19 protein-coding genes are annotated in these 26142 nt (G+C 64.3%); 14 read left to right on the top strand and 5 right to left on the bottom strand.

Annotation, left to right across the window (positions count from 1 at the left end):
- Positions 1-146 precede the first annotated feature (146 nt).
- From DESFRDRAFT_RS04745 to DESFRDRAFT_RS04695, 11 genes are all read left to right on the top strand, one after another.
- Entirely contained in the window at positions 147-689 is a 543-nt protein-coding gene (locus tag DESFRDRAFT_RS04745; RefSeq protein ID WP_005991661.1) for a DUF6790 family protein, read from the top strand.
- A gap of 85 nt (positions 690-774) precedes the next feature.
- On the top strand, positions 775-1233 hold the full coding sequence (locus DESFRDRAFT_RS04740; protein WP_005991659.1) for a CreA family protein: 459 nt from the start codon (positions 775-777) through the stop codon (positions 1231-1233).
- Between the two features lie 12 nt (positions 1234-1245).
- The gene (locus DESFRDRAFT_RS04735) at positions 1246-4023 is read left to right on the top strand and encodes a PAS domain S-box protein (RefSeq protein WP_005991657.1); all 2778 of its coding nucleotides are present in this window, start codon (positions 1246-1248) and stop codon (positions 4021-4023) included.
- Between the two features lie 415 nt (positions 4024-4438).
- The gene (locus tag DESFRDRAFT_RS04730; RefSeq protein ID WP_005991656.1) at positions 4439-5098 is read left to right on the top strand and encodes a hypothetical protein; all 660 of its coding nucleotides are present in this window, start codon (positions 4439-4441) and stop codon (positions 5096-5098) included.
- Positions 5099-5109: 11 nt separating this feature from the next.
- Positions 5110-6942 carry a fumarate reductase flavoprotein subunit gene (locus DESFRDRAFT_RS04725; RefSeq protein WP_005991654.1) on the top strand — a complete coding sequence of 611 codons (1833 nt, stop codon included), beginning with the start codon at positions 5110-5112 and terminating at the stop codon, positions 6940-6942.
- 95 nt (positions 6943-7037) lie between these two features.
- Entirely contained in the window at positions 7038-7793 is a 756-nt protein-coding gene (locus DESFRDRAFT_RS04720; RefSeq protein ID WP_005991652.1) for a fumarate reductase iron-sulfur subunit, read from the top strand.
- Between the two features lies 1 nt (position 7794).
- A complete protein-coding gene (locus tag DESFRDRAFT_RS04715; RefSeq protein WP_005991651.1) occupies positions 7795-8634 on the top strand; it encodes a fumarate hydratase in 840 nt (279 codons plus the stop codon).
- Entirely contained in the window at positions 8634-9176 is a 543-nt protein-coding gene (locus DESFRDRAFT_RS04710) for a Fe-S-containing hydro-lyase (protein ID WP_005991649.1), read from the top strand. Before DESFRDRAFT_RS04715 ends, DESFRDRAFT_RS04710 begins: the two co-directional genes overlap by 1 nt.
- Positions 9177-9207: 31 nt before the next feature.
- Positions 9208-10062, top strand: a complete 855-nt coding sequence (locus DESFRDRAFT_RS04705; protein ID WP_005991646.1) for a sulfide/dihydroorotate dehydrogenase-like FAD/NAD-binding protein — start codon at positions 9208-9210, stop codon at positions 10060-10062.
- Positions 10040-11518 carry an NADPH-dependent glutamate synthase gene (gene gltA / locus DESFRDRAFT_RS04700; RefSeq protein WP_005991644.1) on the top strand — a complete coding sequence of 493 codons (1479 nt, stop codon included), beginning with the start codon at positions 10040-10042 and terminating at the stop codon, positions 11516-11518. The genes DESFRDRAFT_RS04705 and gltA overlap by 23 nt, the downstream gene beginning before the upstream one ends.
- Positions 11519-11545: 27 nt before the next feature.
- Positions 11546-12865, top strand: coding sequence for a malic enzyme-like NAD(P)-binding protein (locus DESFRDRAFT_RS04695; protein WP_005991642.1), 1320 nt, complete (start codon positions 11546-11548; stop codon positions 12863-12865).
- A 195-nt stretch (positions 12866-13060) separates the two neighbouring features.
- Here the strand turns inward: DESFRDRAFT_RS04695 and DESFRDRAFT_RS04690 are convergent, their stop codons facing one another.
- Positions 13061-16180, bottom strand: a complete 3120-nt coding sequence (locus DESFRDRAFT_RS04690) for a glycosyltransferase family 39 protein (RefSeq protein ID WP_005991640.1) — start codon at positions 16178-16180, stop codon at positions 13061-13063.
- 408 nt (positions 16181-16588) lie between these two features.
- Here DESFRDRAFT_RS04690 and DESFRDRAFT_RS04685 point away from each other — a divergent pair, with 408 nt between their 5' ends.
- Positions 16589-17491 carry a diguanylate cyclase gene (locus tag DESFRDRAFT_RS04685; protein WP_005991637.1) on the top strand — a complete coding sequence of 301 codons (903 nt, stop codon included), beginning with the start codon at positions 16589-16591 and terminating at the stop codon, positions 17489-17491.
- Positions 17492-17557: 66 nt separating this feature from the next.
- The gene (locus DESFRDRAFT_RS20630; RefSeq protein WP_005991635.1) at positions 17558-20344 is read left to right on the top strand and encodes a PAS domain-containing hybrid sensor histidine kinase/response regulator; all 2787 of its coding nucleotides are present in this window, start codon (positions 17558-17560) and stop codon (positions 20342-20344) included.
- Between the two features lie 197 nt (positions 20345-20541).
- Here DESFRDRAFT_RS20630 and DESFRDRAFT_RS04675 read toward each other — a convergent pair whose 3' ends face one another.
- The 4 genes from DESFRDRAFT_RS04675 to DESFRDRAFT_RS04660 all read right to left on the bottom strand — a co-directional run bounded on the left by DESFRDRAFT_RS04675 (position 20542) and on the right by DESFRDRAFT_RS04660 (position 23689).
- Positions 20542-20826: a hypothetical protein gene (locus DESFRDRAFT_RS04675; RefSeq protein ID WP_005991632.1), complete on the bottom strand. Its 285-nt coding sequence runs from the start codon at positions 20824-20826 to the stop codon at positions 20542-20544.
- 24 nt (positions 20827-20850) lie between these two features.
- Positions 20851-21747: a universal stress protein gene (locus tag DESFRDRAFT_RS04670; RefSeq protein WP_005991629.1), complete on the bottom strand. Its 897-nt coding sequence runs from the start codon at positions 21745-21747 to the stop codon at positions 20851-20853.
- 4 nt (positions 21748-21751) lie between these two features.
- Positions 21752-22795 carry a sulfite exporter TauE/SafE family protein gene (locus DESFRDRAFT_RS04665; RefSeq protein ID WP_005991627.1) on the bottom strand — a complete coding sequence of 348 codons (1044 nt, stop codon included), beginning with the start codon at positions 22793-22795 and terminating at the stop codon, positions 21752-21754.
- A gap of 87 nt (positions 22796-22882) precedes the next feature.
- The gene (locus DESFRDRAFT_RS04660) at positions 22883-23689 is read right to left on the bottom strand and encodes a universal stress protein (RefSeq protein ID WP_005991625.1); all 807 of its coding nucleotides are present in this window, start codon (positions 23687-23689) and stop codon (positions 22883-22885) included.
- Positions 23690-24040: 351 nt separating this feature from the next.
- Here DESFRDRAFT_RS04660 and DESFRDRAFT_RS04655 point away from each other — a divergent pair, with 351 nt between their 5' ends.
- Positions 24041-26068 (top strand): S16 family serine protease, encoded by a 2028-nt coding sequence (locus DESFRDRAFT_RS04655; RefSeq protein WP_005991624.1) that lies wholly within the window; start codon positions 24041-24043, stop codon positions 26066-26068.
- Positions 26069-26142 lie beyond the last annotated feature (74 nt).

Genomic DNA, 26142 nt, shown 5'->3' with positions numbered 1-26142 from the left:
ACGGATGGAAGCGGGTTTCGCGTGGCAGCGCGGGACCCGTTTCTTGTTTTGGGGGATGAAGGGGGAGATTGCTTGCGCGCCGAAGCCTAATCAGGGCACAAGGGGAAGAGCGATCCAGGTCGCTAATCCCCGACAAGGAGCCCGCCATGGAACTGCTTGCCGCCTTTTTGACCGCGCTTGTCGCCTTTTTCGCCGCTTCGGCCCTGCCCGATTACGGCAGCGGCCTGTTGCTTGTCCTCGGACCGCTCTTCGGCCTGCTCGTGGCCGCGAGAAAAGGCCTGCGCGGCCATGAACGTCTGGCCTACGCGCTCAAGTATCTGGTCTTTTTCTTCGTCGGCGTGGGCGGCATCTGGGGCGGGGTCGGCCACGTCTTTTTCGCCGACAAGATCGCCGCCTCCATCGGCTGGGCCCCGAGCCCCTTCCAGTTCGAGGTGGGCATGGCCAATTTCGGCTTCGGCCTGGCCGGCATACTGGTCCCCTTCTTCCGGCCGGGCTACTGGTTCGGGGCGGCCGTTGGCCAGTGCGTCTTCATGCTCGGCGCGGCGGCCGGCCATATCGCCTCCATGCGGGCCGGCAATTTCGCGCCCAACAACGCCGGCGTGATCTTTTACACCGACATCCTGGGTCCCGTGGCCATGCTGGTCCTTTTTGCCATCCTGGCCCGCGCCAAGGAGAGCCGGCCCCGGTGAGACGCCCCCCGCCCGGCTAGCGCGCCGGGCGTTTTTGGCTTATGCCCGGCAAACGAATCCGTCTCACCGCAACAACGAGGATCGCATGCGCCGCACCTTAGTTTTCGCCTGTTTCGCCGTCCTGACCCTGGCCGCCGCCGTCCGGCCGGCCGTTGCCGAGGAAGTCGGCTGCGTCACCACCGAATGGAAACTGCTCGGAGCCAACCATAAAGTCTGCGTCAACGCCTTCGACGACCCGGACCTGCCCTGCGTCACCTGCTACATGAGCCAGGCCCGCACCGGCGGCATCTCCGGGGCCGTGGGGCTGGCCGAGGACCCGTCCGAATTCTCCCTGGACTGCCGGCAGACCTGCGCCATCGACCTGCCGCAAAAGTTCCCCAAAAAAAAGAAGGTGTTTTCCGAAGGCACCTCGGTCTTCTTCAAGGACACCCAGGTCACGCGCTTTTATGACGAAAAGCGCAAGGCGCTCATCTACCTGGCCGTCAGCCGCAAGATCGTCTCCGGCTCGCCGAAAAATTCCATCTCCACCGTCGTCATCCGCTAGGCCGCCCCGTCCATGCGTCCCTACGAATCCGTCGCCGTCGGCATGCTTCTTGTCGCCGGCGACGGGACCGTGATCGAGGCCGACGCCACGGCCGAAAACCTGCTGGGCGCCGATCCCGCCGCCGCTTCGCCGTTGCGCACGGCCGACCTCGGTCTGCCGGATGCGCTTTTGAGCCGCCCCCCGGGCCGGGGCGTCCTGCTCCACCGCGACAGGGGCGAGGGCGCGGCCCGCTGGTTGCTTGCCGCCGCGCGCCCCGTTCGCCTCGGTGGCGAAACCGTCTCCGCCCTGGTCCTGGCCGACGTCACGGCCGTCATAAACGATCTGGACAAGTACGAGGGCTTTTTCTCCAACGCCGTGGAAGGCATCTTCCAGTCGAGCCCGAGGGGACGCTTTCTCGACGTCAACCCGGCCCTGGCCCACATCCTCGGCTACGACGACCCCGAGGACATGATCGCGACGCTGACCGACCTGCGCTCGGAGCTCTACGTCGACCCGGCCGACCGCGACGCCTTCCTGGCCCAGTTGGCGGAGAAGGACGTGGTCACGGGCCTCGAAACCCGCTTCTACCGCAAGGACCGCTCGATCAAATGGATCTCGCAGGCCGCCCGGGTGGTGCGCGACGACCGGGGCGAGGTCCGCTACATCGAAGGCCTCAACATCGACATCACGGCCCGCAAGGAGGCCGAGGAGGCCTACAACGACATCCTGGAGCGCTATCGCACCATCGTCACCGGCAGCATCGACGGCGTGATGCTCTGCGGCGCGGGGGGCGAAATTCTGACCGCCAACCCCGAAACCGAGCGCATCTTCGGGCTGTCCGAATCCGATCTGGCCCTGGCCGGGCTCTCCGGCGTCATCGACGACGCCGAGGGCGGACTGGCCGAGGCGCTTGCCGCCCTGGGGCGCACCGGCAAATTTCGCGGCGAGCTGACCGGCATCCACTGCGCCGGGGCCGTGGTGCCGCTCGAGGTCTCGGCCAGCGGCTTCCCCCACAAGGACGGGGCGAGCCACGCCGTGTGGATCGTGCGCGACGTGACCGAGCGCAAGCGGGCCGAGTCCGTGCTGCGGGAAAACGAGGAGAAATTCCGCCGCACCTTCGACCAGTCGCCCATCGGGGCGAGCATCCTGTCGCTCGACTACCGCTTCCTGCGCGTCAACGACGCGCTGTGCCGCATCACGGGCTACGCCGCTTCCGAACTTCTGGAACGCTCCATGCTCGAGGTCACCCATCCCGACGACGTGCCCGAGACCATCCGCTGGGCCGAGCGCCTGCTTTCCGGCGAATTCGACCGCTACGAGATCGACAAGCGCTACGTGCGCCAGGACGGGGACACGGTCTGGGTGCACCTGTCCGTGCGGCTGATCCGCGACGTGGCCGGCCGGCCGCTGTATTTCATGCCCATGGTCCAGGACGTGACCGAGCGGATCAAGGCCGAAGCCGAGATGCGCGCGCTCCTGGGCGAGAAGGAATCCCTGCGCTTAAACCTCGAGGCCGTCTTCCGCGCCATCCCGGACGCCATCGTGGTGGTGGACACGTCCATGCGGGTGGTGCGCACCAACAGGGGGCTTACCGACGTCTGCTTCCTCACCGGCGGCGGCGAGGCCGGCGCGACGGGCCAGCAGGTGGTGTCCGGGGCCTGCCGGCGCGGCTGTTTCGCCGCCTTGCGCGAGACGCTCGCCACCCGCAAGCCGCTCATCGAATACCGGGTGGAATGCCAGGGCCAAAACCCCGGCCGGGTGGTGGTGGTCAACTCCATGCCGCTTTCCGGCGAATCCGGCGAATTCGTCGGCGCGGTGCTCATCATCCGCGACATCACCCGCCTGGCCAACCTGGAAAAGCGCCTGACCGACCTGCACAGCCACCGGGGGATCATCGGCAAGTCCAAGGCCATGCGCGACATCTATCCCGTTCTCGACCAGCTGGCCGAAGTGGACACCACGGTGCTCGTCACGGGCGAGTCCGGCACCGGCAAGGAGCTGGCCGCCGAGGCCATCCACTACGGCGGGCCCCGGGCCAAAAAACCCCTGGTCAAGGTCAACTGTTCGGCTCTGTCCGACGAACTCCTCGGCAGCGAGCTTTTCGGCCACGTGCGCGGGGCGTTTACCGGAGCCATCCGGGACAAGGTGGGCCGGTTCGAGGCGGCCCAGGGCGGGGCCATCTTTCTCGACGAGATCGGCGACATGTCCGCGCGGCTGCAGCTCGGGCTCTTGCGCGTGCTCGAAAGCAAGGAATTCGAGCGCGTGGGCGAGGCCAAAACGCGCAAGGCCGACGTCCGGGTCATCGCCGCCACCAACGTGGACCTGCCGGCGCGCATCAAGGCCGGGCTGTTCCGGGCCGACCTTTACTACCGGCTCAAGGTGGTGGAGGTGCGCCTGCCGCCCCTTCGCGACCGGGCCGAGGACATCCCGCTGCTCTCCGACCATTTCGTGCGCCAGTTCGCGGCCAACTTCGGCAAGGCCATCTCGCGCCTGTCCGCCGAGGCCATGGCCGTCATCATGGCCTATCCCTGGCCGGGCAACGTGCGCGAGCTCAAGTACGCCATGGAGCATGCCTGCGTGCTGTGCCTCGAGGGCGAGATCACCCCGGCCCACCTGCCGCGCGAACTTCTCGCCCCGCCGCTTTTGCCGTCCGGGACGGAGTCGCCGCCGCCGCGCCGGGGCGGGCTCACCCGGGAGATGGTGCTGGGGGCGCTTGCCGCCTGCGGCGACAACCGGTCCCGGGCGGCCCGGCATCTGGGCGTGGACCGCCGCACGCTCTATCGCAACATGGCGCGGCTCGGCATCGACTGAGCGCCCGGTCAAGAGTGTGGCAAACGCCTCACTTATGCCTCACATGGGGCGCAATGCCACATAATTACGCCCCACCCGCTTTGGCAATCCTTTCCCTCCTACAAAATAACATACCGTAATATTTTGCGTATTTTGAGAAATTTGAAATACGCATTCTGGCATGGACTTTGCCGGAAAGGAACACGGTGGAACTGCCATTCCATCGTGGAGCCGAAAAAACGCGCCCGCCCGCAAGCGCCGGTTCGGGCCGCCGGGACGGCGCGGGAACAAGCCGGCATCCGGCCAGGCGAATCCGGAATTCCCGCCGCCGCGCCACGCGCCGACGCGTGCAAGGACCGTACAGCCTTGAAGGCTCGGCCGAAAATGTTACTGCTGTCGCAACCACCAAATCCTTAACCTGGACGGAGGGGAAACGATGTCCGTACCCACTACGGCGACCCACGAGGGCCTGCCCGTCGGCAGGCTTTCGGCCTACCTCGACTGGCTGCAGATGCTCACGGGCGCGGCGCTCATCCTGTTCATGTGGGCGCACCTGATCCTCGTGTCGAGCATCCTGATCGGCCCCGGCACCATGAACGCCCTGGCCTGGTTTTTTGAGGCCACCTACATGGCCCAGGTCGGCGGCCCGCTGATCTTCCTGGCTTTTCTCCTGCATTTCGTCCTGGCCGCGCGCAAGATTCCCTTTGCCACCAGGGAACAGCGCATCATGCTGGCCAACGCCAAGCGCATGCGCCACACCGATACCTGGCTGTGGGTGGTCCAGGCCACGACGGCCATGGGCATCCTCATCATGGGCGGCATCCACATGTGGGTGGTGCTGACCAACCTGCCGATCACCGCCGAAAAGTCCGCCGCCCGCATCCAGACCGGATTCTGGTTCGTCTTCTATCTTTTCCTGCTCCCCATGGTGGAGTTGCACGTGGGCATCGGCTTCTACCGCATCCTGGTCAAATGGGGCTTCCTCGACCGTCAGGGACGCTGGTCGATCAAGAAGAAGGAGAACATGCTCACCGCCATCTTCATCGTCGTCGGCGTGCTCTCGCTTCTGCGCTACTACTTCCTGCCGCTCAAATAAGGACGCGACCCATGAATATCATACAGACCGATCTGTTGTGCATCGGCGCGGGGCTGGCCGGCGAGCGTGTGGCCATCGAGGCCGCCGAGGGCGGCTTCTCCGCCATCTGCCTGTCCATCGTCCCCGCCCGCCGTTCCCACTCCTCGGCCGCCCAGGGCGGCATGCAGGCGGCGCTCGGCAACTCGGCCATGGGCGAGGGCGACTCCCCGGACGTCCACTTCGCCGACACCGTCAAGGGCTCGGACTGGGGCTGCGACCAGGAAGTGGCGCGCCTTTTCGTCAACGCCGCGCCCATCGCCATGCGCCAGATGGCGTTTTGGGGCGTGCCCTGGAACCGCGTGGTGCCGGGCGAACAGACCTACTACAAGGGCGGCAAGCCCTTCACCGCCTTTGAAAAGCCGGAAAACGAGGGGCTCATCCACTCCCGCAACTTCGGCGGCACGGCCAAGTGGCGCACCTGCTACACCTCCGACGGCACCGGCCACTGCGTGCTCTACACCCTCGACAACCGCGCCGCCCAGATGGGCGTCAACGTCAAGGACAAGGTCGAGGCCATCGCGCTGATCCACGACGGCGCGACCTGCATGGGGGCCATCGCGAGATCGCTTAAGACCGGCGAGCTGACCGCCTATCTGGCCCGGGCGACCCTGATCGCCACCGGCGGATTCGGCCGCATCTACCGTGAGTCCACCAACGCCGTCATCTGCGACGGCGGCGGGCTCATCACCGCGCTCGATACCGGCGTGGTGCCGCTTGGCAACATGGAGGCCGTGCAGTTCCACCCGACCGGCATCGTTCCCACCGACATCCTGGTCACCGAAGGCTGCCGCGGCGACGGCGGCACCCTCCTCGACAAGAACGAATACCGCTTCATGCCGGACTACGAGCCGGAAAAGGCGGAGCTCGCCTCCCGCGACGTGGTCAGTCGCCGCATGACCGAGCACATGCGCAAGGGCCTCGGCGTCTCCTCCCCCTACGGCGACCACCTCTGGCTCGACATCCGCCACCTCGGCGAGCACCACATCCGCACCAAACTGCGCGAGGTCGACGAGATCTGCCAATCCTTCCTCGGCATCGACCCGGTGCACCAGCTCATCCCGGTGCGCCCCACCCAGCACTATTCCATGGGCGGCGTGCGCACCAACAAAGACGGCGCGGCCTATGGCCTGAAAGGCCTGTTCGCCGCCGGCGAGGCCTGCTGTTGGGACATGCACGGCTTCAACCGCCTCGGCGGCAACTCCCTGGCCGAGACCGTGGTCTCCGGCATGATCATCGGCGGCAAGATCGTCGAATACTTGCAAGGCACGGAGACCACCTTCTCCACCGCCGCCGTGCGCGACGCCATGGAGCGGCAGAAAGCCCGCATCGCCGATCTCGTCGACTGCAAGAACGGTCACGAGAACCCCTACACCGTGCGCAACGCCATGTACGACTCCATCATGAAGGGAGCCGGCATCTTTAGAAACGGCAAGGACCTGCAAACCTGCGTCAACGAGTTGCAGGAAATCCTCGGCCGGGCCCGCAAGGTCGGGCTGCGCAGCAACGGCAAGGGGGCCAACCCCGAACTGACCATGGCGCTCAAGATCGAAGGCATGGTCAAACTCGCCCTGTGCGTGGCCTACGGCGCCCTGGAACGCACCGAATCGCGCGGCGCCCACACCCGCGAGGACTACCCCGCGCGCAACGACCGCGACTGGCTCAAGCGCACCCTGGCCACCTGGGCCCCCGGCGCGGACCTGCCCACCCTCAACTACGAACCGGCCACCCAGGTCTTCGAGATGCCTCCGGGCGACCGCGGCTACGGCGGCGGCCAGATCATCCCCATGGATGCGCCCAAGGAGTAGGAAGCGTGGGAGCCTCCGGCGGCCGGGGGGAAACTTTTTAGGAAAAAGTTTCCCCCCGGGCCCCCCTTCAAAAACTTTCAATGGAGAAACACGAAATGGGCAGAACGCTGACCTTCAACATATTCCGCTACAACCCGACGGACGAGGCCTCCTCGCCCCACATGGACAAATTCCAGCTCGACGAAACCGAGCGCATGACCCTTTTCATCGCGCTCAATAGAATCCGCGAAGAACTCGACCCGACGCTCATGTTCGACTTCTGCTGCCGGGCCGGCATCTGCGGGGCCTGCGCCATGGTCATCAACGGCCGGCCGGGCCTGGCCTGCCACACCAAGACCAAGGACCTGCCCGACGAAATCACCCTCATGCCGCTGCCGGTCTTCAAGTTGGTCGGCGACCTCTCGGTCGACACCGGCACATGGTTTCGCGGCATGTACCAGAAGGTCGAATCCTGGGTGCACACGGACAAGGTCTTCGACCCCGCCGCCCAGGAAGAACGCATGGACAACGGGCTGGCCGAGCGGATCTACGAGCTCGACCGCTGCATCGAGTGCGGCTGCTGCGTGGCCGCCTGCGGCACGGCGCTCATGCGCGAGGACTTCCTCGGCGCGGTGGCCTTAAACCGCGTCGCCCGCTTCATCCTCGACCCCCGCGATAAGCGTACCGAGAAGCAGTACTTCGAAATCGTCGGCACCGACGAGGGCATCTTCGGCTGCATGGGTTTACTTGGCTGCGAGGACGTCTGCCCCAAGGAGATTCCGCTCCAGGAGCAGCTTGGGCACCTGCGCCGCAAGATGGCCCTGGCCGCCGTGAAAAACCTCCTGCCCAAGTTCCTCAAAAAGGACTTTTAGCATGAAGACGATCAAGGCATCCGACATCACCGAAGCCGTGGCCAAAATGTGCGCCACGGCCAACCACGCGCTTCCCGACGACGTCCAGGCCGCTTTCGAGGCCTGTCACGCCGCGGAGGAGGCCCCGGCGGCCAAGGAGATCTTCCGGCAACTGCTCGAAAATTCCGAGCTGTCCCGCACCACCAACCTGCCGCTTTGCCAGGACACCGGGCTCGGCGTCTTTTTCGTCGAGGTCGGCGAGGACGTCAAAATCGAGGGCGGCAGCCTGCGCGCGGCCATAAACGACGGCATGGTCAAGGGCTACAAGGACGGCTACCTGCGCAAGTCCTCCTGCGATCCCTTCAGCCGCAAGAATACCGGCGACAACGCCCCGGCCATCATCCACTTCGACATCGTGCCGGGCGATGCGCTCAAAATCTGCATGATGGCCAAGGGCGGCGGTTCGGAGAACATGTCGCGGGTCACCATGCTGGCCCCGGCCCAGGGCTGGAAGGGCATCAAGGAATTCGTGGTGAACCGCGTGGCCGAGGCCGGTCCCAACCCCTGCCCCCCGACCATCGTCGGCGTCGGCATCGGCGGCAACTTCGAGCTGGCGGCCATCAACTCCAAAAAGGCGCTGATGCGCGCCCTGGACGACCGCCATCCCGATCCCGAGATCGCGGGGCTCGAGGACGAGCTGCTCGAAGCGATAAACAACCTCGGCATCGGCCCCATGGGCCTTGGCGGCAAAACCACGAGCCTTGGCGTCAAGATCAAAGTCGCGCCGTGCCACCTGGCGAGCCTGCCCCTCGCCGTCAACATCCAGTGTCACAGCGCCCGCCACAAGGAGGTCGTTTTCTAATGGCCGAACACCATCTGACCACGCCGCTTTCCGACGCTGACGTGGAGAAACTGCAAACCGGCGATGTGGTTTTTATAAGCGGCCACATCTACACCGCGCGCGACGCCGCCCACAAGCGCCTCGTCGAGACACTTGACGCAGGAGAGCCGCTCCCCTTTGACCTGAAAGGCGCGCTCATCTACTATGTCGGTCCCTCCCCCGCGCCTCCGGGACGACCCATCGGCGCGGCCGGACCCACCACCAGCTACCGCATGGATTCCTTTGCCCCCAGGCTCCATTCCCTGGGGCTCAAGGGTTCCATCGGCAAGGGCAAGCGCAACGACGCCGTCAAGGACGCGTTGCGCAAGTACAAGGCGGTGTATCTGGGAGCCACCGGCGGCGCCGGCGCGCTTTTGTCGCAGCGCATCGAGGACGCCAAGGTCATCGCCTACGAGGACCTCGGTCCGGAGGCCATACGGGAGTTGACGGTCAAGGACTTCCCGCTCCTGGTCATAAACGATTGCCACGGCGGGGAGCTGTACGTGAAGCCGAACCTCGGCTAAGCCGCGCCTTTTGGCGCGTTGCGGAGCACCCATGCCAACCCGAATCCTGCGCAAGCGCAAGCTGATCCCGGGGCAGACCAGCGAACTGGTCCTCGAAGCCCCACACATCGCGGCCAAAGCCAGACCCGGGAACTTCGTGATCCTGCGGGTCTGGGAAGACGGCGAGCGTATTCCGCTCACCATCGCCGATGCCGACCCGACCGCCGGGACCATCACCCTGGTCTACCTCATCATGGGCAAGACCACAGCCCATCTGGACACCCTGGACGCCGGGGACTTCCTTCTCGACGTCTGCGGACCGCTCGGCAAGCCGACCGAGATCCACAAGCTCGGCGGACCGGTCATCTGCGTCGGCGGCGGCACCGGAATCGCCGCCATGCACCACATCGCCAAGGGCCATCACATGGCCGGCAACCACGTGGTCACCATCATCGGCGCGCGTTGCGAAGACTTGCTGCTCTTTCGGGACGAGCTGTGCTCCTTTTGCCCCGAGGTCCTTATCAGCACCAACGACGGCAGCTGCGGCCGGCAGGGGTTCGTCACGGACCTGCTGGTCGAGCGCCTTACCGAAGACAAGACCGTGGCCGAAGTGGTGGCCATCGGCCCCGTGCCCATGATGCGGGCCGTGGCCGAGGCCACCCGGCCCTTTGGGGTCAAGACCACGGTCAGCCTCAACTCGATCATGGTCGACGGCATCGGCATGTGCGGCGCGTGCCGGGTCAGCGTCGGCGGCGAGACCAAGTTCGCCTGCGTCGACGGCCCGGAATTCGACGGCCACAAGGTGGATTTCGACGGGCTCGCCGCCCGTCTGACGTCCTTCAAGGAACAAGAACGCATTTCTTACGAGGAGTTCAGGAAAAGCCATGAATGCCACTGCTCCAAGTAAGAAGGCCAAGGCCCCCCGCACCGCCATGCCCGAGCAGGACCCCAAGGTCCGGGCCCGCAACTTCGAGGAAGTCGCCCTCGGCTACACGCCCGAAATGGCCGCCGCCGAGGCCGCGCGTTGTCTCCAATGCAAGAAGCCGGCTTGCCGCAAAGGCTGTCCGGTGGAAATCGACATCCCGGCATTCATCAAACAGGTCGCGGCCGGCGACCTCGACGCCGCCTACGGCGTCATCCGCGAAACCAACTCCCTGCCGGCCGTGTGCGGCCGTGTCTGTCCCCAGGAAACCCAGTGCGAAGGTTCGTGCATCCTGGGCAAAAAGGGCGAACCCGTGGCCATCGGCCGCCTCGAGCGGTTCGTGGCCGATTCGTACCTGGCCAGGTCGGCCTGCGAAACGGTGACCGGCACCCCGGCCTGCTCCATGGCCCGCGACGATCTCAAGGTCGCCTGCATCGGGTCGGGGCCAAGTAGCCTCACCTGCGCCGGCTATCTGGCCGCCCGGGGCATTCCGGTCACGGTCTTCGAGGCCCTGCACGAGGTCGGCGGCGTGCTCGTCTACGGCATCCCGGAATTCCGGCTGCCAAAGGGCGTGGTGCGCCAGGAAGTCCAGGCCATGAAGGCCCTCGGGGTGGAGTTTCGCACCAACTGGGTCGGCGGCAAGACCATCACCGTGCCCGAGTTGCTCGAATCCGGCTACGATGCCGTCTTCATCGGCGTCGGGGCGGGACTGCCGCGCTTTCTCGGCATCCCGGGCGAAAACCTGATCGGCGTGTTCTCGGCCAACGAGTACCTGACCCGCGTCAACCTCGGCCGGGCCTACAAGTTCCCGGCCACGGACACCCCGACCTTCCCCGGCAAGCACGTCGTGGTCTTCGGCGGCGGCAACGTGGCCATGGACTCGGCCCGCACGGCCATGCGCCTCGGGGCCGAAAAGGTGTCACTGGCCTACCGCCGCACCGAGCACGAAATGCCCTGCCGGCGCGAGGAACTCCACCACGCCAAGGAAGAAGGGCTGGAAATCCTGTGCCTCAACGCCCCGCTGGAATTCATCGGGGACGACAAGGGACGGCTGACGGCCATCGCCATGCAGAAGATGATGCTCGGCGAGCCCGACGATTCGGGCCGCTGCGCGCCGGTCGCCTGCCAGGGCGACACCTGTACGCTGGAGGCCGACATGGCCATCGTGGCCGTCGGCACCGGAGCCAACCCGCTGATCAGCCAGTCCACGCCGGGCCTTTCCACGTACCGCCGGGGCTACATCACGGCGGACCCGGAAACCGGCGAAACCTCCATACGCAACGTCTTCGCCGGCGGCGACATCGTCACCGGCGCGGCCACGGTCATTTCGGCCATGGGCGCCGGCCGCCGGGCGGCCAAAGCCATTGCCGAACGCCTGCTCGGGGCGGCCGCGGCCGATCCGCCACAGGCCCGCGCGGCGGATGATCCCGCCGACGCTTAAGCACCAAACCATCCAAGGAGTCCACACATGGCCCTTTTCACCAAGGAAGAAGCGCTTCGTTACCATTCCGCTTGGCGTACCGGCAAACTCGAGTCCGTGCCGATCAAGCCCTTCCGCAACCAGAAGGACCTCTCCCTGGCCTATTCCCCGGGCGTGGCCCTGGCTTGCAAGGAAATCGAGGCCAATCCTGAAAACGTGTGGAAATACACCAACCGGGGCAACCTGGTGGCCGTGGTCTCCAACGGAACCGCCGTGCTGGGCCTTGGCAACATCGGCCCCATGGCCGGCAAGCCGGTCATGGAAGGCAAGGGCGTGCTGTTCAAGATCTTCGCCGACATCGACGTCTACGACATCAACCTGGATACCAAGGACCCGGAAAAGGTCATCGAGACGGTGAAACTGCTCGAACCCACCTTCGGGGCCATCAACCTGGAAGACATCAAAGCGCCGGAGTGCTTCGAGATCGAGCAGCGCCTCATCGACATGATGGACATCCCGGTCTTCCACGACGACCAGCACGGCACGGCCATCATCTCCGGCGCGGGCATCCTCAACGCCGTGGAGATCACCGGCAAGAAGATCGAGGACTTAAAGATCGTGGTCTCGGGCGCGGGCGCGGCCGCCATCGCCTGCTCCAAGTTCTACGTCGCCCTCGGCGTGGACCCGGCCAACATCGCCATGTTCGACTCCAGAGGCCACATCAACACCTCCCGCACCGGCCTGCATCCGACCAAGGCCCAGTTCGCCCAGAAGCACGCCTACGCCAACCTGGGCGAAGCCTTCAAGGGCGCCGACGTGTTCCTGGGCCTGTCCAAAAAGGGCCTGGTGTCCCAGGATATGGTCAAGAGCATGGCCAAGCATCCGATCATCTTCGCCATGGCCAACCCCGATCCGGAGATCGGCTACTACGAAGCCAAGGAAGCCCGTCCCGACGCCATCATGGGCACGGGCCGCTCGGACTTCCCCAACCAGATCAACAACGTCTCCGGCTTCCCGTTCATCTTCCGCGGCGCCCTGGATGTGGGCTCCAAAAAGATCAACGAGGCCATGAAGCTGGCCGCGGCCAAGTCCCTCGCCGCCCTGGCCAAGGAGCCGGTGCCGACCGAAGTCATGGACATGTATGGCGAAAAGGACGTGAAGTTCGGCATCGACTACATCATCCCCAAGGCGCTCGACTTCCGCATGCTGGAATGGGAAGCCCCGGCCGTGGCCAAGGCGGCCATGGATACCGGCGTGGCCAAAACGACCATCGACCTCGAACAGTACAAGAAAGACCTGCGCGCCCGCATCGACGCGTCCCACAAGCGCATCGACGCCTACGTCGCGACGTATAATTACGACTTCTAGAAAAGCCGAAAGGAACTGGGGGGAAACTTTTCTGAAGAAAAGTTTCCCCCCAGGCCCCCCTTCCAAAGACTTCTAACAGTTACAAATTGTTAGCAGTATCCCACCTGTAACCGTTAAACGTTTTGGGGAGGGGAGAGCGCGAGCGGGGAACCCTTTTTTCAAAAAGGGTTCCCCTCTCGCATTCTCTTCCCCCTCCTAAAACTCCGGCTGCGCCGTACGCGACGAGAACGGCCAGGGGCCGGGGCGCAGGAAGAGCGCGAAGTCGTTCCTTTCGGGATTGGTCAGCGACACGTGGAGGTCCGGGCCGGAGAGGTGCAGCGGCGGCAGCGCCCGCGCGTCGAGATCGGCCTCGATATACATGTCGTCCACGTTCCAGGACGGAGAGAGAAACCCGGCCTGTTCCCCCTGCTGCAACTTGAAGGCGACGATCACGGTTTTGGCCGGCGGATCGAGGCGCAGCCGCCGGTAGGAGTAGGCGCCGGCCGGCGTCCAGGTGCACTCCTCGCCGCCCGTCTCCTCGACCAGGGGCCGGTAGGTCTTACCGCCATCCGTGGACACGGCCACGGTGGCCCGGTTGGGTTCGCACTTGCGGCAGGGGTTGGCGTAGACGAGGGGAAAGGCGCGCAGGCGCAGTTCGGTTATGGGCAGAGCCGAGGCGAAGGTGTAGGCGAAGGCGCAGTTGCAACCCACCTTGCAGGTCAGCGCCCCCCGCTCCAGCTTCGAGGGCGTCACGTCGCGCGCGTAGCTCATGGGCGCGGTCAGGCGGGAGGCGGGACCGGTCCAATCCGGAACGAAGGTGATGCGTCCTTTGCCGCCCGGAGTCAGGGTCAGGGTGCTTCCGGCCGGGGCCAGAACCGGAATGGTCAGGCTGGTTGCGCCAAGACGCAGGGTCGGGATGGAAATGGTCCCGGTCAGGCGTAGCGAGGCCGGCTCCTTGCCGAAATCCGGCAGCCCGCGAATACGGCGCTCGGGCGTTTTGGCCGAAAGCCCGATGCCCGGGGAGGTCAGGGTCGAATCGTAGACGGAAAGGGCAATCGTCCCCGCCCGATCGTGCAGGACGGCCACCGGAGAGAGCCCGGGATGGGCCGCGCGAAAGGCTTCGCCCTCCTCCGAGGTGCCCACGGGCAGGCCGAGGCCGGCCAGCCCGTCGAATTCCGGCGCGGCAAAGGCGAACAGCCCGACATCCGTGCCGTCATCCACTTCGCGCCAGGGCACGGCCCGGACATTGCGCAACAAATGCCTGGCCTGGATGGCCAGGGGACTTTCCGCGCCCAGTGCGGCGGCTTTTCCCGACAGGTCGGCGGTCACCGCCAGGCCGGCGAGATTGAGAAATCCTTCCTTGTGCCCGGGCTGATAGGACACGCGCACATACACCCGGCCCGAGGCGGCAAGGTCCGCCGGCACGGCATAATCCACCGCCACCTTCCGGCATCGGCCATGGTAAAAGCCCATCTCATCGAAAAAGGGGCTCGACGTCGTGACCGGCCGGCCGTCCTTCACGGGAAATGCCTCCTGACCAATGACGCCGAGATCGGTCATGTGGTCCCGGTTCGCTCCGGCGGCGACGATCAATTCGGAATCGGACGCCACGGTCGGATGCTGCTTGAAAAGCGCGGCCGTGACCGTCAGACGCAGTTTGGAAAGCGTCGTGCCGGGCGGGACCTCGAAGGCCCAGGTGGCGGATGCGGGCCTGGAATATCGCGCCGGGCGCAGCATGCCGAGTTCGGTATCGAGGGTCGTGTTGGCGGCGCTTAGGGCGTCGGCGTAAAATCGCCTGTCCCGAAAATCGTCCTTATAGCACCAGATGCCGTCCGGCCCCGGGTCCATGACCAGGGGGGCGCGGCTGGCTGCCGGGACAAGGGCGACGCGAGTGGTGGTAAAAAGCGCGCCGAATTCTCCGAGCGGCACGCCGACGGGACGTGGCCGCCTGGCGGCGGCGTCGGTGTAGAAGGTGTCGCTGACGAGAATGCGGCGATAGCCCGGGGCGGCGAAGGTCCCGGCCTCGCCGAAGCGCCCGGGCAGATACCAGCCGGCGGCAAAGCGGCGGGTATTGCGCTTATAGCCCTGAAACTCCAAGGCGTCGGCATCGCCGCGCACATCGTCCAGCCAGTGGAAAAATTCCCGGTCGAGGCTCATGGAGCGGTGGTAGAAATCCCGATACCCGACCAGACTCGGCCACAAAAGGACCAGACAGGCCAAAGCCCCGGCGGTTATCCCGGCCTGACGACCAAAGCGAAAGCGGGACAAGGCCCGGATGGCGATTTGGCCGCAAACGACCACGCCGCAAGACGCCCAAAGGACCAGGGACGGAAAAACCGTGACGCCATGGCGGGCCTCGAGGATCTGGCGCAACAGCCCATGGGAGCTGACCAGGGCCAGACTTGTTGTCCCGGCCGTCAGGGCCAACAGCCCCGTTTCCGCCCATTGGCGTCGGCGCAGGCCGTCCCCGAGGCCAAGGATCAGGGCGATGCACCAGGCAACGACAAAGGCCGTCGGCACGTCCGTATCGGGGCCGATAAATCCGCGCAGGATTTTGCCGGCAAAGGTGAAATCAAGCCCGGCCCAGGGCCGGATGGCCGGATCGTACAAGAAATCCCTGACAAAAAAGACCGCCTGCAACCACGGCAGATAGGCCGCGGTGACCACCGCCCCCGTGACCAGAAGCGGCGACAACCGGCGCAAGAGGCCGGCATGTCCCTCGGCCGGCCGTCGTCGCCACAGCATCACCCCGGCCCAAAGGCTCTCGGCGGCGAAAACGGGTAGGCCCTGGTAGCCGGTATAAAGCAGCGCAAGCGCACAGCCACCGTAGGCGATCCATGATTTCCGATCCCCCACCGCCACGGCCCGGGCAATGAGCCACAGGGAATACACGGCCAGACAAAGCAGCAGCGCGTAAGTTTTGATGGCCTGGGCGTAATTGAGCGGATAGAGCAGGAAGGTGCACAGGACCGTGGCGACGAGCCCGACGGCCGGACCGAACAGGCGTCGGCCGAGCAGCCACAGCCCGAGCGGCGTCAGCAGCGAGGCCAAAAGGCTCGGCAAGCGCGCGGCCAGCGAGCTTTGATGGATGGCCAGGGCCAGATGCTGCGCGGCGTAGACAAGCGGTGGCTGGAAATCGAAAATGGTGTCCGCCGGGCCCTGCCACTTCTGGACGGCGGCCATGCCGGCCAGGGGCATAAGCGCCCGGTCCAGATTGAGGTAGTCGTCCTCCCATAGGGAAGCTGCGTCGATGCGCCAGAGCCGGGTGGCGAAAAGCCCGGCCAGCAAGGCCAGAACAACCAGGGCCGTGATAAGCCGACGCCGGTCAACCCGCATGACCGCAACCTTCCCCTGCCGCAACGTCAAGGCCCGGCTTCGGTCCGCGTCGACGGGACGCGTCCTGACACCGGGTATTCATGGCGCACGCCACCCATGTCCCCCCGTTCCCGCCCGGTCCACCGGGCGCGCATGTAATGCGCGTTCTTATCGTTTGGACGTCCGCCGCGCAACGCCCGGGCAAGAGGAGGAATACGGGGGAAGGGAAAAACGGAGGCCTCCGACTTTTGACGCTCCTCGGCTTTCGGACATATGAACACTATGGCCGCCAATCAGACGACTCACGCGCAAGCGATACTGGACTCCATGATATTTTCAAAATAACGACACGGGAATCCGAAGGAAGAAGGAGCAAAGGCATGTTTGCCGCACCTCGTATATTCCGGACCATCGCAAAGGAGTATCCCTGTGCTGCCTCCTAAGAAAATCCTGATCGTCGATGACATGAGGGCCAACACGCGTCTGCTTGCGAAGAAGTTGTCGGGTGAATACGAATGCCTGACCGCAACAAGCGGCATGGAGGCCTTGGAGGTCGTGCATGCACAGCAACCCGATCTGATTTTATTGGATATACTCATGCCGGGAATGGATGGTTTCGAAACCTGTCGCCAGCTCAAGGATGATGAACGCAGTCGCAAGATTCCAGTCATCTTCATTACCAGCCTGGACGAAGACGAGGACGAGGCCAAGGGACTGGACCTCGGCGCCGTGGATTATATCCGCAAACCATTCCGTATGCCCATCGTCAAAGCCCGCATTCGAAACCACATCGAATTAAAACGTGCCCGCGACCTTTTGGAGGAACAGGCTTTCATCGACAGTTTGACCGCCATTCCGAACCGCCGCAGATTCGATGCGGTCCTGGACAAGGAATGGCGTCGGGCGCAACGCAATGGAGCGCCTTTGTCCCTGATCCTCCTGGATATAGATTTCTTCAAGAAATACAATGACAACTACGGACATCAACAAGGCGACGACTGCCTGCGCCGGGTGGGTTGGTCTTTGAAGGAGAGCGTGCGGCGCGCCGCCGATTTCGTCGCCCGTTACGGCGGGGAAGAGTTCGCGGTCATACTCCCCGGCACCGATACCCAAGGCGCATTGGACGCGTCCGACACGATACGCTTGCGTATTTCCTCTTTGGCAATCCCCCACGAGCATTCCAGCGTGGCTCCCCATGTGACGGTCAGCCTGGGAGTCGCGACATCCTACCCCGAAAGGAATCACGGACCGGGCGAGATCATCGACGCGGCCGATCAGGCCTTGTACCGAGCCAAGGAAGAGGGACGAAATACCGTCAAAACCGCTGGGTAACTTTTTTGGGAAGACGTCCCGCTCCTGATCGAGACCATGCCCGCTGCAACAGACAAAGGCGGAGTGATGCCTGATATTCATTGTTCAGCCGAGTTCTTGAAAGCCCTTGTAGAGGCATTGGAAGACAGCATTCTTGCCGCGGACAAGTTCGGGCGGATAATGGTCTGCAACGACAGGTTTCGCGCCATGTGGAATCTGGACGATCCCGCCCTCCTTGGCAGTGACACGGCTGCATTTTTCGATAGCATCACCGCCCAGCTTGACGGTTGCGCATCGGGAAAGGTCTATCCCGAGGACTTCGCACCCAACACGGGTGACGGCGAAAAGGCCGCCCCCGTTGTGTTGTCGTTAAAGGACGGCAGGGTCATCGAGATCCGCACCGCCGCTCTTTTTCCGGGAGCCGGGCAAGACGGCCGCCTTTGGATTTTTCGCGATGTGACCGCAACACGGCAGCGGGAAAGGTATTTGCAGGACTCCATTCGACAATTGACCGACATCATTGAATTTTTACCAGAACCGACCATGATCGTGGACAAGGACGGCATCATCGTCGTTTGGAATAAAGCCATTGAAGACGTTACGGAGGTGAAAAAGGAAGCTATCGTTGGAAAAGGGAATTACGAATATGCGCTACCGTTCTACAATGAAAGAAGGCCAATTCTTATCGACTGGGTCTTGGACGACCGGGTCCCTATAGAGCAATATACGTTTGTGCAACGAAAGGGAGAAATGCTTTTTGGTGAAATTTATACACCAAATGCATTCGGCGGGAAAGGGGCCTACCTTTGGGGTGTGGCCGCGCCACTCAAAGACAGTTCCGGAAATATCGTCGGCGCCGTCGAGTGCATGCGCAATGTTACGGAACGCAAGATGGTCGAACAGGAGCTGCACAGGGCAAAGCTTGCCGCGGAAGCCGCAACGAGAGCAAAATCAGAATTTCTTGCCCGTATGAGCCACGAAATACGGACACCAATGAATTCCATACTCGGTATGAGCGAACTTCTCGAAGAGACATCGTTGGATTTCGACCAGAAAAACTATGTTCAAACATTGCATTCTTCCGGTGAAATGCTTCTTGCCATTATCAACGACATCCTCGATTTTTCCAAGATCGAAGCCGGGCAAGTGGATCTTGAGTGCGTTCCGTTCGACCTCATCGACCTTGTGGAGGGGATCGGCCGCATTCTTGGCCTCAAGGCCCAGGAAAAAGGACTGAAATTGACCTGCTGGGTGGCTCCTGAAGTACACCGACATGTCCTCGGCGATCCGACCCGGCTGCAACAAATTCTCATCAATTTGCTAAGCAATGCCATCAAATTCACCGAGCACGGCGAAGTCACACTCCATATTCTTCCCGGCCCGCTGCCCGCGGACAAGGAAACGATCCTGGTGACCGTCAGCGATACCGGAATAGGCATTCCAAAGGACAAGCAGGAGTCGGTGTTCGAGAGCTTTTCCCAGGCCGACACGTCGACGACGCGTAAATTCGGCGGCACCGGCCTTGGATTGGCCATATCCAAAAAGCTGATCGAACTTATGGACGGAGGAATCCGGATAGAATCCAACGAGGGTGCGGGCACCACCTTCCTCCTCACCGTCAGGCTCAAGCATACGAACGAGCCCCCGGCATACGACCCGTCCGACACCCATGTCGCCAACATGCTGTCCGGTGTGAAGGTATTGGTCGTGGATCACAACGAAACGAACCGGTTGTTGCTCCATGACCACCTGAACCGGTGGGGAGCTACCGTGGCCTGGGCGGAAGACGGACCCGCGGCCCTGGCCGCCGCATATGAGGCCGAGGGATCAGGAACGCCCTATGACGTCATCTTTCTGGATATGCTTATGCCCGGCATGGACGGCATGGAGGTGGCCGAGAAACTCAGGCGGCTGCATCCCCAGGCGCCGCCGCACATCATCCTCAACACCTCGAGCGATACCTTCGAAAACCGGCTCAAATCCAAAAAGCTGCATCTGGACGGCTTGTTGCCGAAGCCAATCAGACGATCGGATTTGCGGTCGCTCTTTTCAAAAATCCTGGGCCGGACCGAGCGGCATGCGGATTTGGCGGGCGCGCGGAATCCGACCGGAAACCTGGACGGCATGCGCCTGCTTCTTGTCGAGGACATCGCCGCCAACCGCATGATCATTCAGCATTATCTCAAAACAACCGGGATAGACATCGACGAGGCGGTCAACGGGAAAGTCGCCGTCGACACCTATGCCCGGGCGGGCGGGCAATTCGATATCGTGCTCATGGACAGGGAAATGCCGGTGATGGACGGACTCGCCGCCACCCGGGAGATCCGCGCCTTCGAGCGCGGCCGAGGGCTGCCCCGCACGCCTATCATCGCGCTGACGGCCCATGCCTTTGTCCAGCACAAGGAAGAAAGCCTACAGGCCGGTTGCGACGCCTTTTTGTCCAAGCCGGTCAGGAAAAGCGACTTGGTGCAGGCCATCGAACGGACCGTCCCGCCCAACCTCGCCCGGTCAGGGCCTGGGACACGCCAGAAGAACGCGCGGTGCGCGCCCCCGCCGCCCGCCGCCGTCATCGCGGAACGCATTGAAGTCGATGCGGACCTGCGGGAGCTGATGCCGGCATTCCTGGATGAGATCGACCAGGAAATGGACTCCATCGCCAGATCGATACGGCACGGGGACTTCGAGGAGCTGCGCCGTCTGGGCCACGGATTGAAGGGCGCGGCCGGCAACTATGAATTGCAGGCGCTTTCCGAACTGTATCGCGGGTTGGAGCATGCGGCCAAAAACCAGGATGCGGCGGAGGCACGGGCAATAACGGAGAGGATCAATACCCTTCGGGCCACAATGGAAATCAGGTTCGTCGCGAAATAACGTCGTGCGTATCCCGATTGGGTTTTGGGCGGGAGGAAGACGGCAAGAGGAGCCCCGTCCGGCCGTTCCTTGGCCAGGGGCGCTTTTCAAAAATTTCAGGCTCGCACGAAACGAGCGGATCACCTGGGAAGGCTTTGGAAGGGGGGGCTTGGGGGAACCCCTTTCGGCAGGCAAGGGTTCCCCCAAGGCAGCCTGCCTCAGGCGCGAAGCCTGGGGCGGGAGTCGCGGCGGGGCTGGCGGGCGGCGGCCGGGATCACGCGGGCGGCCGGGGCGGCGGGCCGGGCGGGCTCCTTTTCGCCGGTCAGGTCGCTGCGGTGGAAATACACGTACCAGTCGTTGGCGCTTGCGGCCCGCAACTGGGGTTTGTCCGTCTTGTGGGCGAAACGCCCCAAAAGACGGTCGGAGAACCCATAGACGCGATCGGCCAGCACCACAGCGCAAAACGCAAACAGGAATTCGGTAAACGCCAGTCGCAGTTCCATAGAGTCCTCCTTGGGGGAAAGGTTTTACGTTTCTTCGTCCAGAGGCACGGCGTCCGCATCTCCCGGCGCGGCTTTGACCACCAGGACCGGGCAGGAGGAAAGGGCCAGCACCCGCTCGGCCACGCTGCCGAGCAGCAACCGCCGCAATCCGCTCTTGCCGTACGATCCGAGCACCAGGCAGCCGGCCCCGACCTTGGCGGCATGGGCCGCGATGGCGCGGTCCGGGGAGCCCTCCAAGATGGTCACCTCGCAGGGCACATCGCGCTCCTTGGCCGCCTTGGCCACCGCTCCCGTGGCGACGAGCGCCCGGCGCTTGATGTCCTCGAAGATGCCGTAGATCAGATGCCTGTCCACGGGCACATCGAGGACCGCCACCACATCCAGGGAGCCGGCGTAGGCGGCGCACAGCCCGATGGCGCGCCCGGCGGCGGCCATGCTCTGCTTCGAGCCGTCGACCGCCGTGACCACCTTGGTGAAGTCCAGCTTGGTTCGTTCTGGAACAAGCAGCACGTCGCACGGACTGTAGCCGATGACCTTGGCCACGTTTCTCCCAAGCAATATCCGTTCCATATAGGCCCGGCGGGCGTCCCCCAAAACGACCAGGCTGGCCTCCTCGCCCTCGGCCGCGTCCACCAGCCGTTCGAAGGCCTCGCCGGCCTCGAGCACCTTTTTAAGCGGCAACCCGGCCTTGGACGCGGCCTCCCCCGCCGCTTCGAGGGCCTCCTCGAAGGGACGCAACAGTTCCCGGCGCTCCCGCTCCCGGCCGATGCGTTCGAGCCCGCCCAAAGCGGGAGCCACCGCAACGGCGACAAGCCGCCCCCGTAAGGAGGCGGCCAGGATCATGGCCTGCTCGAAGGCTCCCCGGGAGGCCGGGGAGCCGTCGAGCCCGACGACAATGGTCTTGGGTCGGTGCACGTGCATCGGGCTAGGCCCCGCTTTCGAGCCTTCTGGCCTTGAACATGGAGGCCAGGATGATGCCCGCGCCGATCAGCAGAGCCACCACCATGATGCCGAAGCTCGTCTGGGAGAGCAGCGACACGGTCGTGTCGGCGAAATTGGTCAGGGAAAGCTTGTTGAGGTACTTGGGCATGGCCAAAAAGCGGCTCACGGCCACGATCAGCATGATGATCGCCATGACCATCTTGATCATGTACTCCTTGACGTAAGTGGTGCCGATGGCGCCGAGCTGCACGCCGAAGAGCGAGCCGCCGAGGATGATCAGCGTAAGGCGGATATCGACCATGCCGTAGTAGGCCCAGATCAGCGTGCCGCCAAGGCCCATGACGAAGGCGATGACCAGTTCGGAAGCCGAGGCCACGATGCTCGTGACACCGATGACGTACATGAGGCCCGGCACGCCGATGAACCCGCCCACGGCGATAGTGGCGGCCAGCATGCCGGTGGCCAGGGCGACGGGGATCAGAAACCACATGGAGATGCGCACGCCGGCCCGCTTGAAGGTGATCATGGGCCACAGTTCGATGGCCTGCAGGCGCTGGGCCAGCCGGTTGGACGATCCCCCCGCGCCGCCGTTGCGGGCCAGGCGCATGGCGTCGCGCATGACGAAGCTGCCGACGGTCAAGAGCACCACGACGAAGGCCAGGCTGACGTAGAGGTTGGAGCCGGCCTGCCCCCAGCGCTCCAGGATGGTGGTCTGGACCTTGATGCCGAGCTGGACGCCGATCTCGGCGAAAAGCCCCATGATGACGCCCAGTTTGATGTCCACTTGCCCGTAGCGGTAACGCTTGATGGACCCGACCAGGGCCTTGGGGAACTTGTGGCACATGTTGCTGGCCACGGCCACCGGGCCGGGCACGCCGAGGCTCATCATGCCCGGGGTGAGCACGAACGCGCCGCCGGAGCCGATAAAGCCGCTGACCAGCCCGCCGATGAAGCCGACCAGGAAAAGAAATATGACCGAATAGACATTGAGGTCGATGAAGGTAATCATTTCGCCAGCGCCGTGCATGTCCTCTCCTCCCGTACCCTTGCGGTGCTCGTAACCCTTGAAACCCTTAAGATGCGGCCGCGACTGTCCCGGGCCGCCATAAAATGCCTACGCGTTGATCTGGGCGGCAGCGCGGCCGTCCTTGCGCTTCTCGGTCGAAACGGCGGGCTGCTTCTTGGCCGCCGCGCCCTTGGAGGCCTCGATGCCGAGCGCCGACCAGAAGGCGCCGGTGAAGCTGCCGTGAATATAGGAGAACAAAAAGACGGTGATGACCGGCACCACGGCGTACAGGCCGCCCTTGGCCGACAGGTTGGCGACCCAATCGCTGTGGGTGAAAACCGCGGCATACAGAGCCACCGAAGCGATGCCGAAGATGACGGAACGAACCCCGTTGCGCTTGCGCGTTCTCTCGGACATGGACAACCTCCCAGGATTTCGGTGTTGCAGCATCTTGCGGCCGCGATCGCGCCCCTTGCCGTCCGCTTCGGCCACATCCAGGCCGAAGACCGGCACGGGCGAACGCCGGGCCACATCCTCAAGTCGAATCGCCGGATCGAGCACCACGAAATCAATGCGCCGGCCACCGTGCACCAGGGCCAGCACCGCCTCGGACGCCTTGCCCGAAGCCGTGACATGCTCGAAGCCAATGTTTGATTGTTGCGCCTTTTCCGCGAACACGGCCGCGTCGTGGGCGGCGCCGGCGGCGAAGCGCTCCCGCCGTAAAAGCCTGTCGCCGAACCGGGGCAGGGTATCGACGTAGGCCGCCAGGATCCCGAGCCCCAGCCGCTCGGCCACGCCCAGGGCGTATTCGGTCAAGGCGGCGGCCGCCTGGCCGCCCCGGACCACCACCAGCACCTGGTGGGGCCGTCCGGCCGGCATCTGGGTTTCCTGCGTCATGGTCGCGGCGTCGTGCATCCTGTCCTCTCGTTGTGGGCTTCGCGCCCGGATTGCGCTTTTAAGAACAAGATGCGTGCCATTTTGAAACATTCTTCTAATAATTTGTTTTTATTTGATAAAACTTGATTTCTTAAAAACTGACTGACCACTCAGTCAGTGTTGCCATCTGCAACGCAAAAAGGCCTTGCGAACAAAAAACCCCATAACCGCGCCCTCTCCGGCCGTTCTTCGTTTCGCGTTGCAATCTGCAACACCACCTCCCAGTCGTAACAATGCGCAACAGGCAACCCGCTTGCGGCCAAACCGGGATATTTGCCCGGCCGCCCGGTTTGACGCTAGATTGCCCCATCCGTCCGCAAGGAGAACGCCATGTTTTTCCGCAACAAGCCCCGCCAGGCCGAGCCCGCCGCCCCGAACGCCGCGGAAGCCGATACCGGCGTGCTCGAAACCCTCCGCCGCTCCGTGGAAGACGCCAATTTGCCGGCTCAGGCCGCCGATGCCGCCGGTCGCGAATTGGAACGCCTGGAAAAGACCGACCCGTCCGTGGCCGAATACGCTGTCGGCATCAACTACCTTGAATTTTTATTGAAACTTCCCTGGAACAACTGCACCCGCGACACCCTCGACCTCACCCGGGCCAGGGAAGTGCTGGACGCGCGGCACCACGGGCTCACGGCGGTCAAGGAGCGCATCCTGGAATTCCTGGCCGCCCGGGCGCTTCGCGGCGCGGCCAAGCCGAAGCTCCTCGTGGTGGACGACGAGGAGATCGCACGCATGAACATGGCCCATGTTCTGGGGAAGGAAGGCTACGAGGTGCGCACGGCCGGGGACGGCCTGGAGGCGCTCGATGTCCTGACGGCCGGATTCGCGGCCGATGTGGTGGTGACGGATCTCAAAATGGAACGCCTGGACGGCATGGAGCTTTTGCGGCGGCTGCGGCGCACCGCTCCGGACGCCGCGGTCGTCATGGTCACCGGGTTCGCCACCGTGGGCACGGCCGTGGAGGCGCTTCGCGCCGGGGCCGCCCACTACCTCGGCAAGCCGGTCAATCTCGACGAGCTCAAAAAGACCGTGCGCGAGGTCCTCGACGCCAAGCTGGCCGCCTCGCCGGGGCGCGGGCCGGTGCTGTGCTTTTCCGGCCCTCCCGGAGTCGGCAAGACGTCCGTGGGCCAGGCCGTGGCCGAGGCGCTCGGGCGCGAATTCGTGCGGTTGTCTCTGGCCGGACTTCGCGACGAGGCCGAACTGCGCGGCCACCGGCGCACCTACGTCGGGGCCATGCCCGGGCGCATCCTCAAGGAACTGGCCCGGATCGGCGTGTCCAACCCGGTCTTCATGCTCGACGAGATCGACAAGATCGGCGCGGACTTTCGCGGCGACGCCGCCTCGGCCCTGCTCGAAATCCTCGACCCCGAACAAAACGCCCGCTTTTCCGACAACTACCTGGAAATCCCCTTCGACCTCTCGCGCATCATGTTCATCGCCACGGCCAACGACGTCTCGCGCCTGCCCGGCCCCCTGCTCGACCGCCTGGAAAACCTGGCCTTCCCCGGCTACACCGACCGGGAAAAGCTCGGCATCGCCAAGGATTTCCTCCTGCCCCGGCACCTGCGCGAAAACGGCCTGTCCCCGGATTCCATCACCTTCACCGATCAGGCCCTTGGCCGCATCGTCGACGACTACACCCGCGAATCCGGCCTGCGCGGACTCTCCCGCGAAGTCGGCGCGGCCTGCCGCCGCTTGGCCCGGCTCACCTTCGAGGACAAGGGCACGGCCCCGACCGCCATCGACGCCCCGGACATCCCCAAGCTCCTCGGGCCGCGCCGCTTCACCCGCGAGGCGGCCGAAGCCGGCGACCGCGTGGGCGTGGTGACGGGTCTGGTCGTCGGCGAGCACGGCGGCGAAATCGTGTTCGTCGAGACCGCCCGCATGCCGGGCTCCGGGCAGCTTCTCCTCACCGGCTCCCTCGGCGACGTGCTGCGCGAATCGGCCCAGGCGGCGCTCAGCAACATCCGCAGTCGTGCCGTCGAACTCGGCGTCGATCCGGACTTTTTCGAAAAAACCGACATCCACGTCCACTTCCCGGCCGCGGCCATCACCAAGGACGGCCCCTCGGCCGGGGTCACCATCTTCTGCGCCCTGCTCTCCCTGCTGACCGGCCGCCCCGCCCGCTGCGACGCGGCCGCGACCGGCGAGATGACCCTGGCCGGACGCCTGCTCCCCGTGGCCGGCATCCGGGAAAAATGCCTGGCCGCCAAACGCGCCGGCATCACCACCGTTGTCCTGCCCCAGGCCAACGCCCCCGTGGTCGAGACCCTGCCCGCCGACGTGCTCGAAGGCCTCGACATCGTCCTGGCCGCCGACGCCACCGCCGCTGCCGAGGTGTTGCTCCGCAAATAAAAAGGCCTAGGGGGAAACTTTTCTGTAGAAAAGTTTCCCCCTAGGCCCCCTTCCAAAGACTTTCCTGGTTACCC

This window comes from Solidesulfovibrio fructosivorans JJ] (assembly GCF_000179555.1).
In the GTDB taxonomy this organism is placed as follows: domain Bacteria; phylum Desulfobacterota; class Desulfovibrionia; order Desulfovibrionales; family Desulfovibrionaceae; genus Solidesulfovibrio; species Solidesulfovibrio fructosivorans.
The sequence above is the reverse complement of the archived record's forward strand: the minus strand, read 5'-3'. Positions and strand labels throughout refer to the sequence as shown.

What these genes read in the sequence shown, in the direction of transcription:
- DESFRDRAFT_RS04745 (WP_005991661.1), top strand. Translation starts at nt 147, where the DNA reads ATGGAACTGCTTGCCGCCTTTTTGACCGCGCTTGTCGCCTTTTTCGCC.
- DESFRDRAFT_RS04740 (WP_005991659.1), top strand. Translation starts at nt 775, where the DNA reads ATGCGCCGCACCTTAGTTTTCGCCTGTTTCGCCGTCCTGACCCTGGCC.
- DESFRDRAFT_RS04735 (WP_005991657.1), top strand. Translation starts at nt 1,246, where the DNA reads ATGCGTCCCTACGAATCCGTCGCCGTCGGCATGCTTCTTGTCGCCGGC.
- DESFRDRAFT_RS04730 (WP_005991656.1), top strand. Translation starts at nt 4,439, where the DNA reads ATGTCCGTACCCACTACGGCGACCCACGAGGGCCTGCCCGTCGGCAGG.
- DESFRDRAFT_RS04725 (WP_005991654.1), top strand. Translation starts at nt 5,110, where the DNA reads ATGAATATCATACAGACCGATCTGTTGTGCATCGGCGCGGGGCTGGCC.
- DESFRDRAFT_RS04720 (WP_005991652.1), top strand. Translation starts at nt 7,038, where the DNA reads ATGGGCAGAACGCTGACCTTCAACATATTCCGCTACAACCCGACGGAC.
- DESFRDRAFT_RS04715 (WP_005991651.1), top strand. Translation starts at nt 7,795, where the DNA reads ATGAAGACGATCAAGGCATCCGACATCACCGAAGCCGTGGCCAAAATG.
- DESFRDRAFT_RS04710 (WP_005991649.1), top strand. Translation starts at nt 8,634, where the DNA reads ATGGCCGAACACCATCTGACCACGCCGCTTTCCGACGCTGACGTGGAG.
- DESFRDRAFT_RS04705 (WP_005991646.1), top strand. Translation starts at nt 9,208, where the DNA reads ATGCCAACCCGAATCCTGCGCAAGCGCAAGCTGATCCCGGGGCAGACC.
- gltA (WP_005991644.1), top strand. Translation starts at nt 10,040, where the DNA reads ATGAATGCCACTGCTCCAAGTAAGAAGGCCAAGGCCCCCCGCACCGCC.
- DESFRDRAFT_RS04695 (WP_005991642.1), top strand. Translation starts at nt 11,546, where the DNA reads ATGGCCCTTTTCACCAAGGAAGAAGCGCTTCGTTACCATTCCGCTTGG.
- DESFRDRAFT_RS04690 (WP_005991640.1), bottom strand. Translation starts at nt 16,180, where the DNA reads ATGCGGGTTGACCGGCGTCGGCTTATCACGGCCCTGGTTGTTCTGGCC.
- DESFRDRAFT_RS20630 (WP_005991635.1), top strand. Translation starts at nt 17,558, where the DNA reads ATGCCTGATATTCATTGTTCAGCCGAGTTCTTGAAAGCCCTTGTAGAG.
- DESFRDRAFT_RS04675 (WP_005991632.1), bottom strand. Translation starts at nt 20,826, where the DNA reads ATGGAACTGCGACTGGCGTTTACCGAATTCCTGTTTGCGTTTTGCGCT.
- DESFRDRAFT_RS04670 (WP_005991629.1), bottom strand. Translation starts at nt 21,747, where the DNA reads ATGCACGTGCACCGACCCAAGACCATTGTCGTCGGGCTCGACGGCTCC.
- DESFRDRAFT_RS04665 (WP_005991627.1), bottom strand. Translation starts at nt 22,795, where the DNA reads ATGCACGGCGCTGGCGAAATGATTACCTTCATCGACCTCAATGTCTAT.
- DESFRDRAFT_RS04660 (WP_005991625.1), bottom strand. Translation starts at nt 23,689, where the DNA reads ATGCACGACGCCGCGACCATGACGCAGGAAACCCAGATGCCGGCCGGA.
- DESFRDRAFT_RS04655 (WP_005991624.1), top strand. Translation starts at nt 24,041, where the DNA reads ATGTTTTTCCGCAACAAGCCCCGCCAGGCCGAGCCCGCCGCCCCGAAC.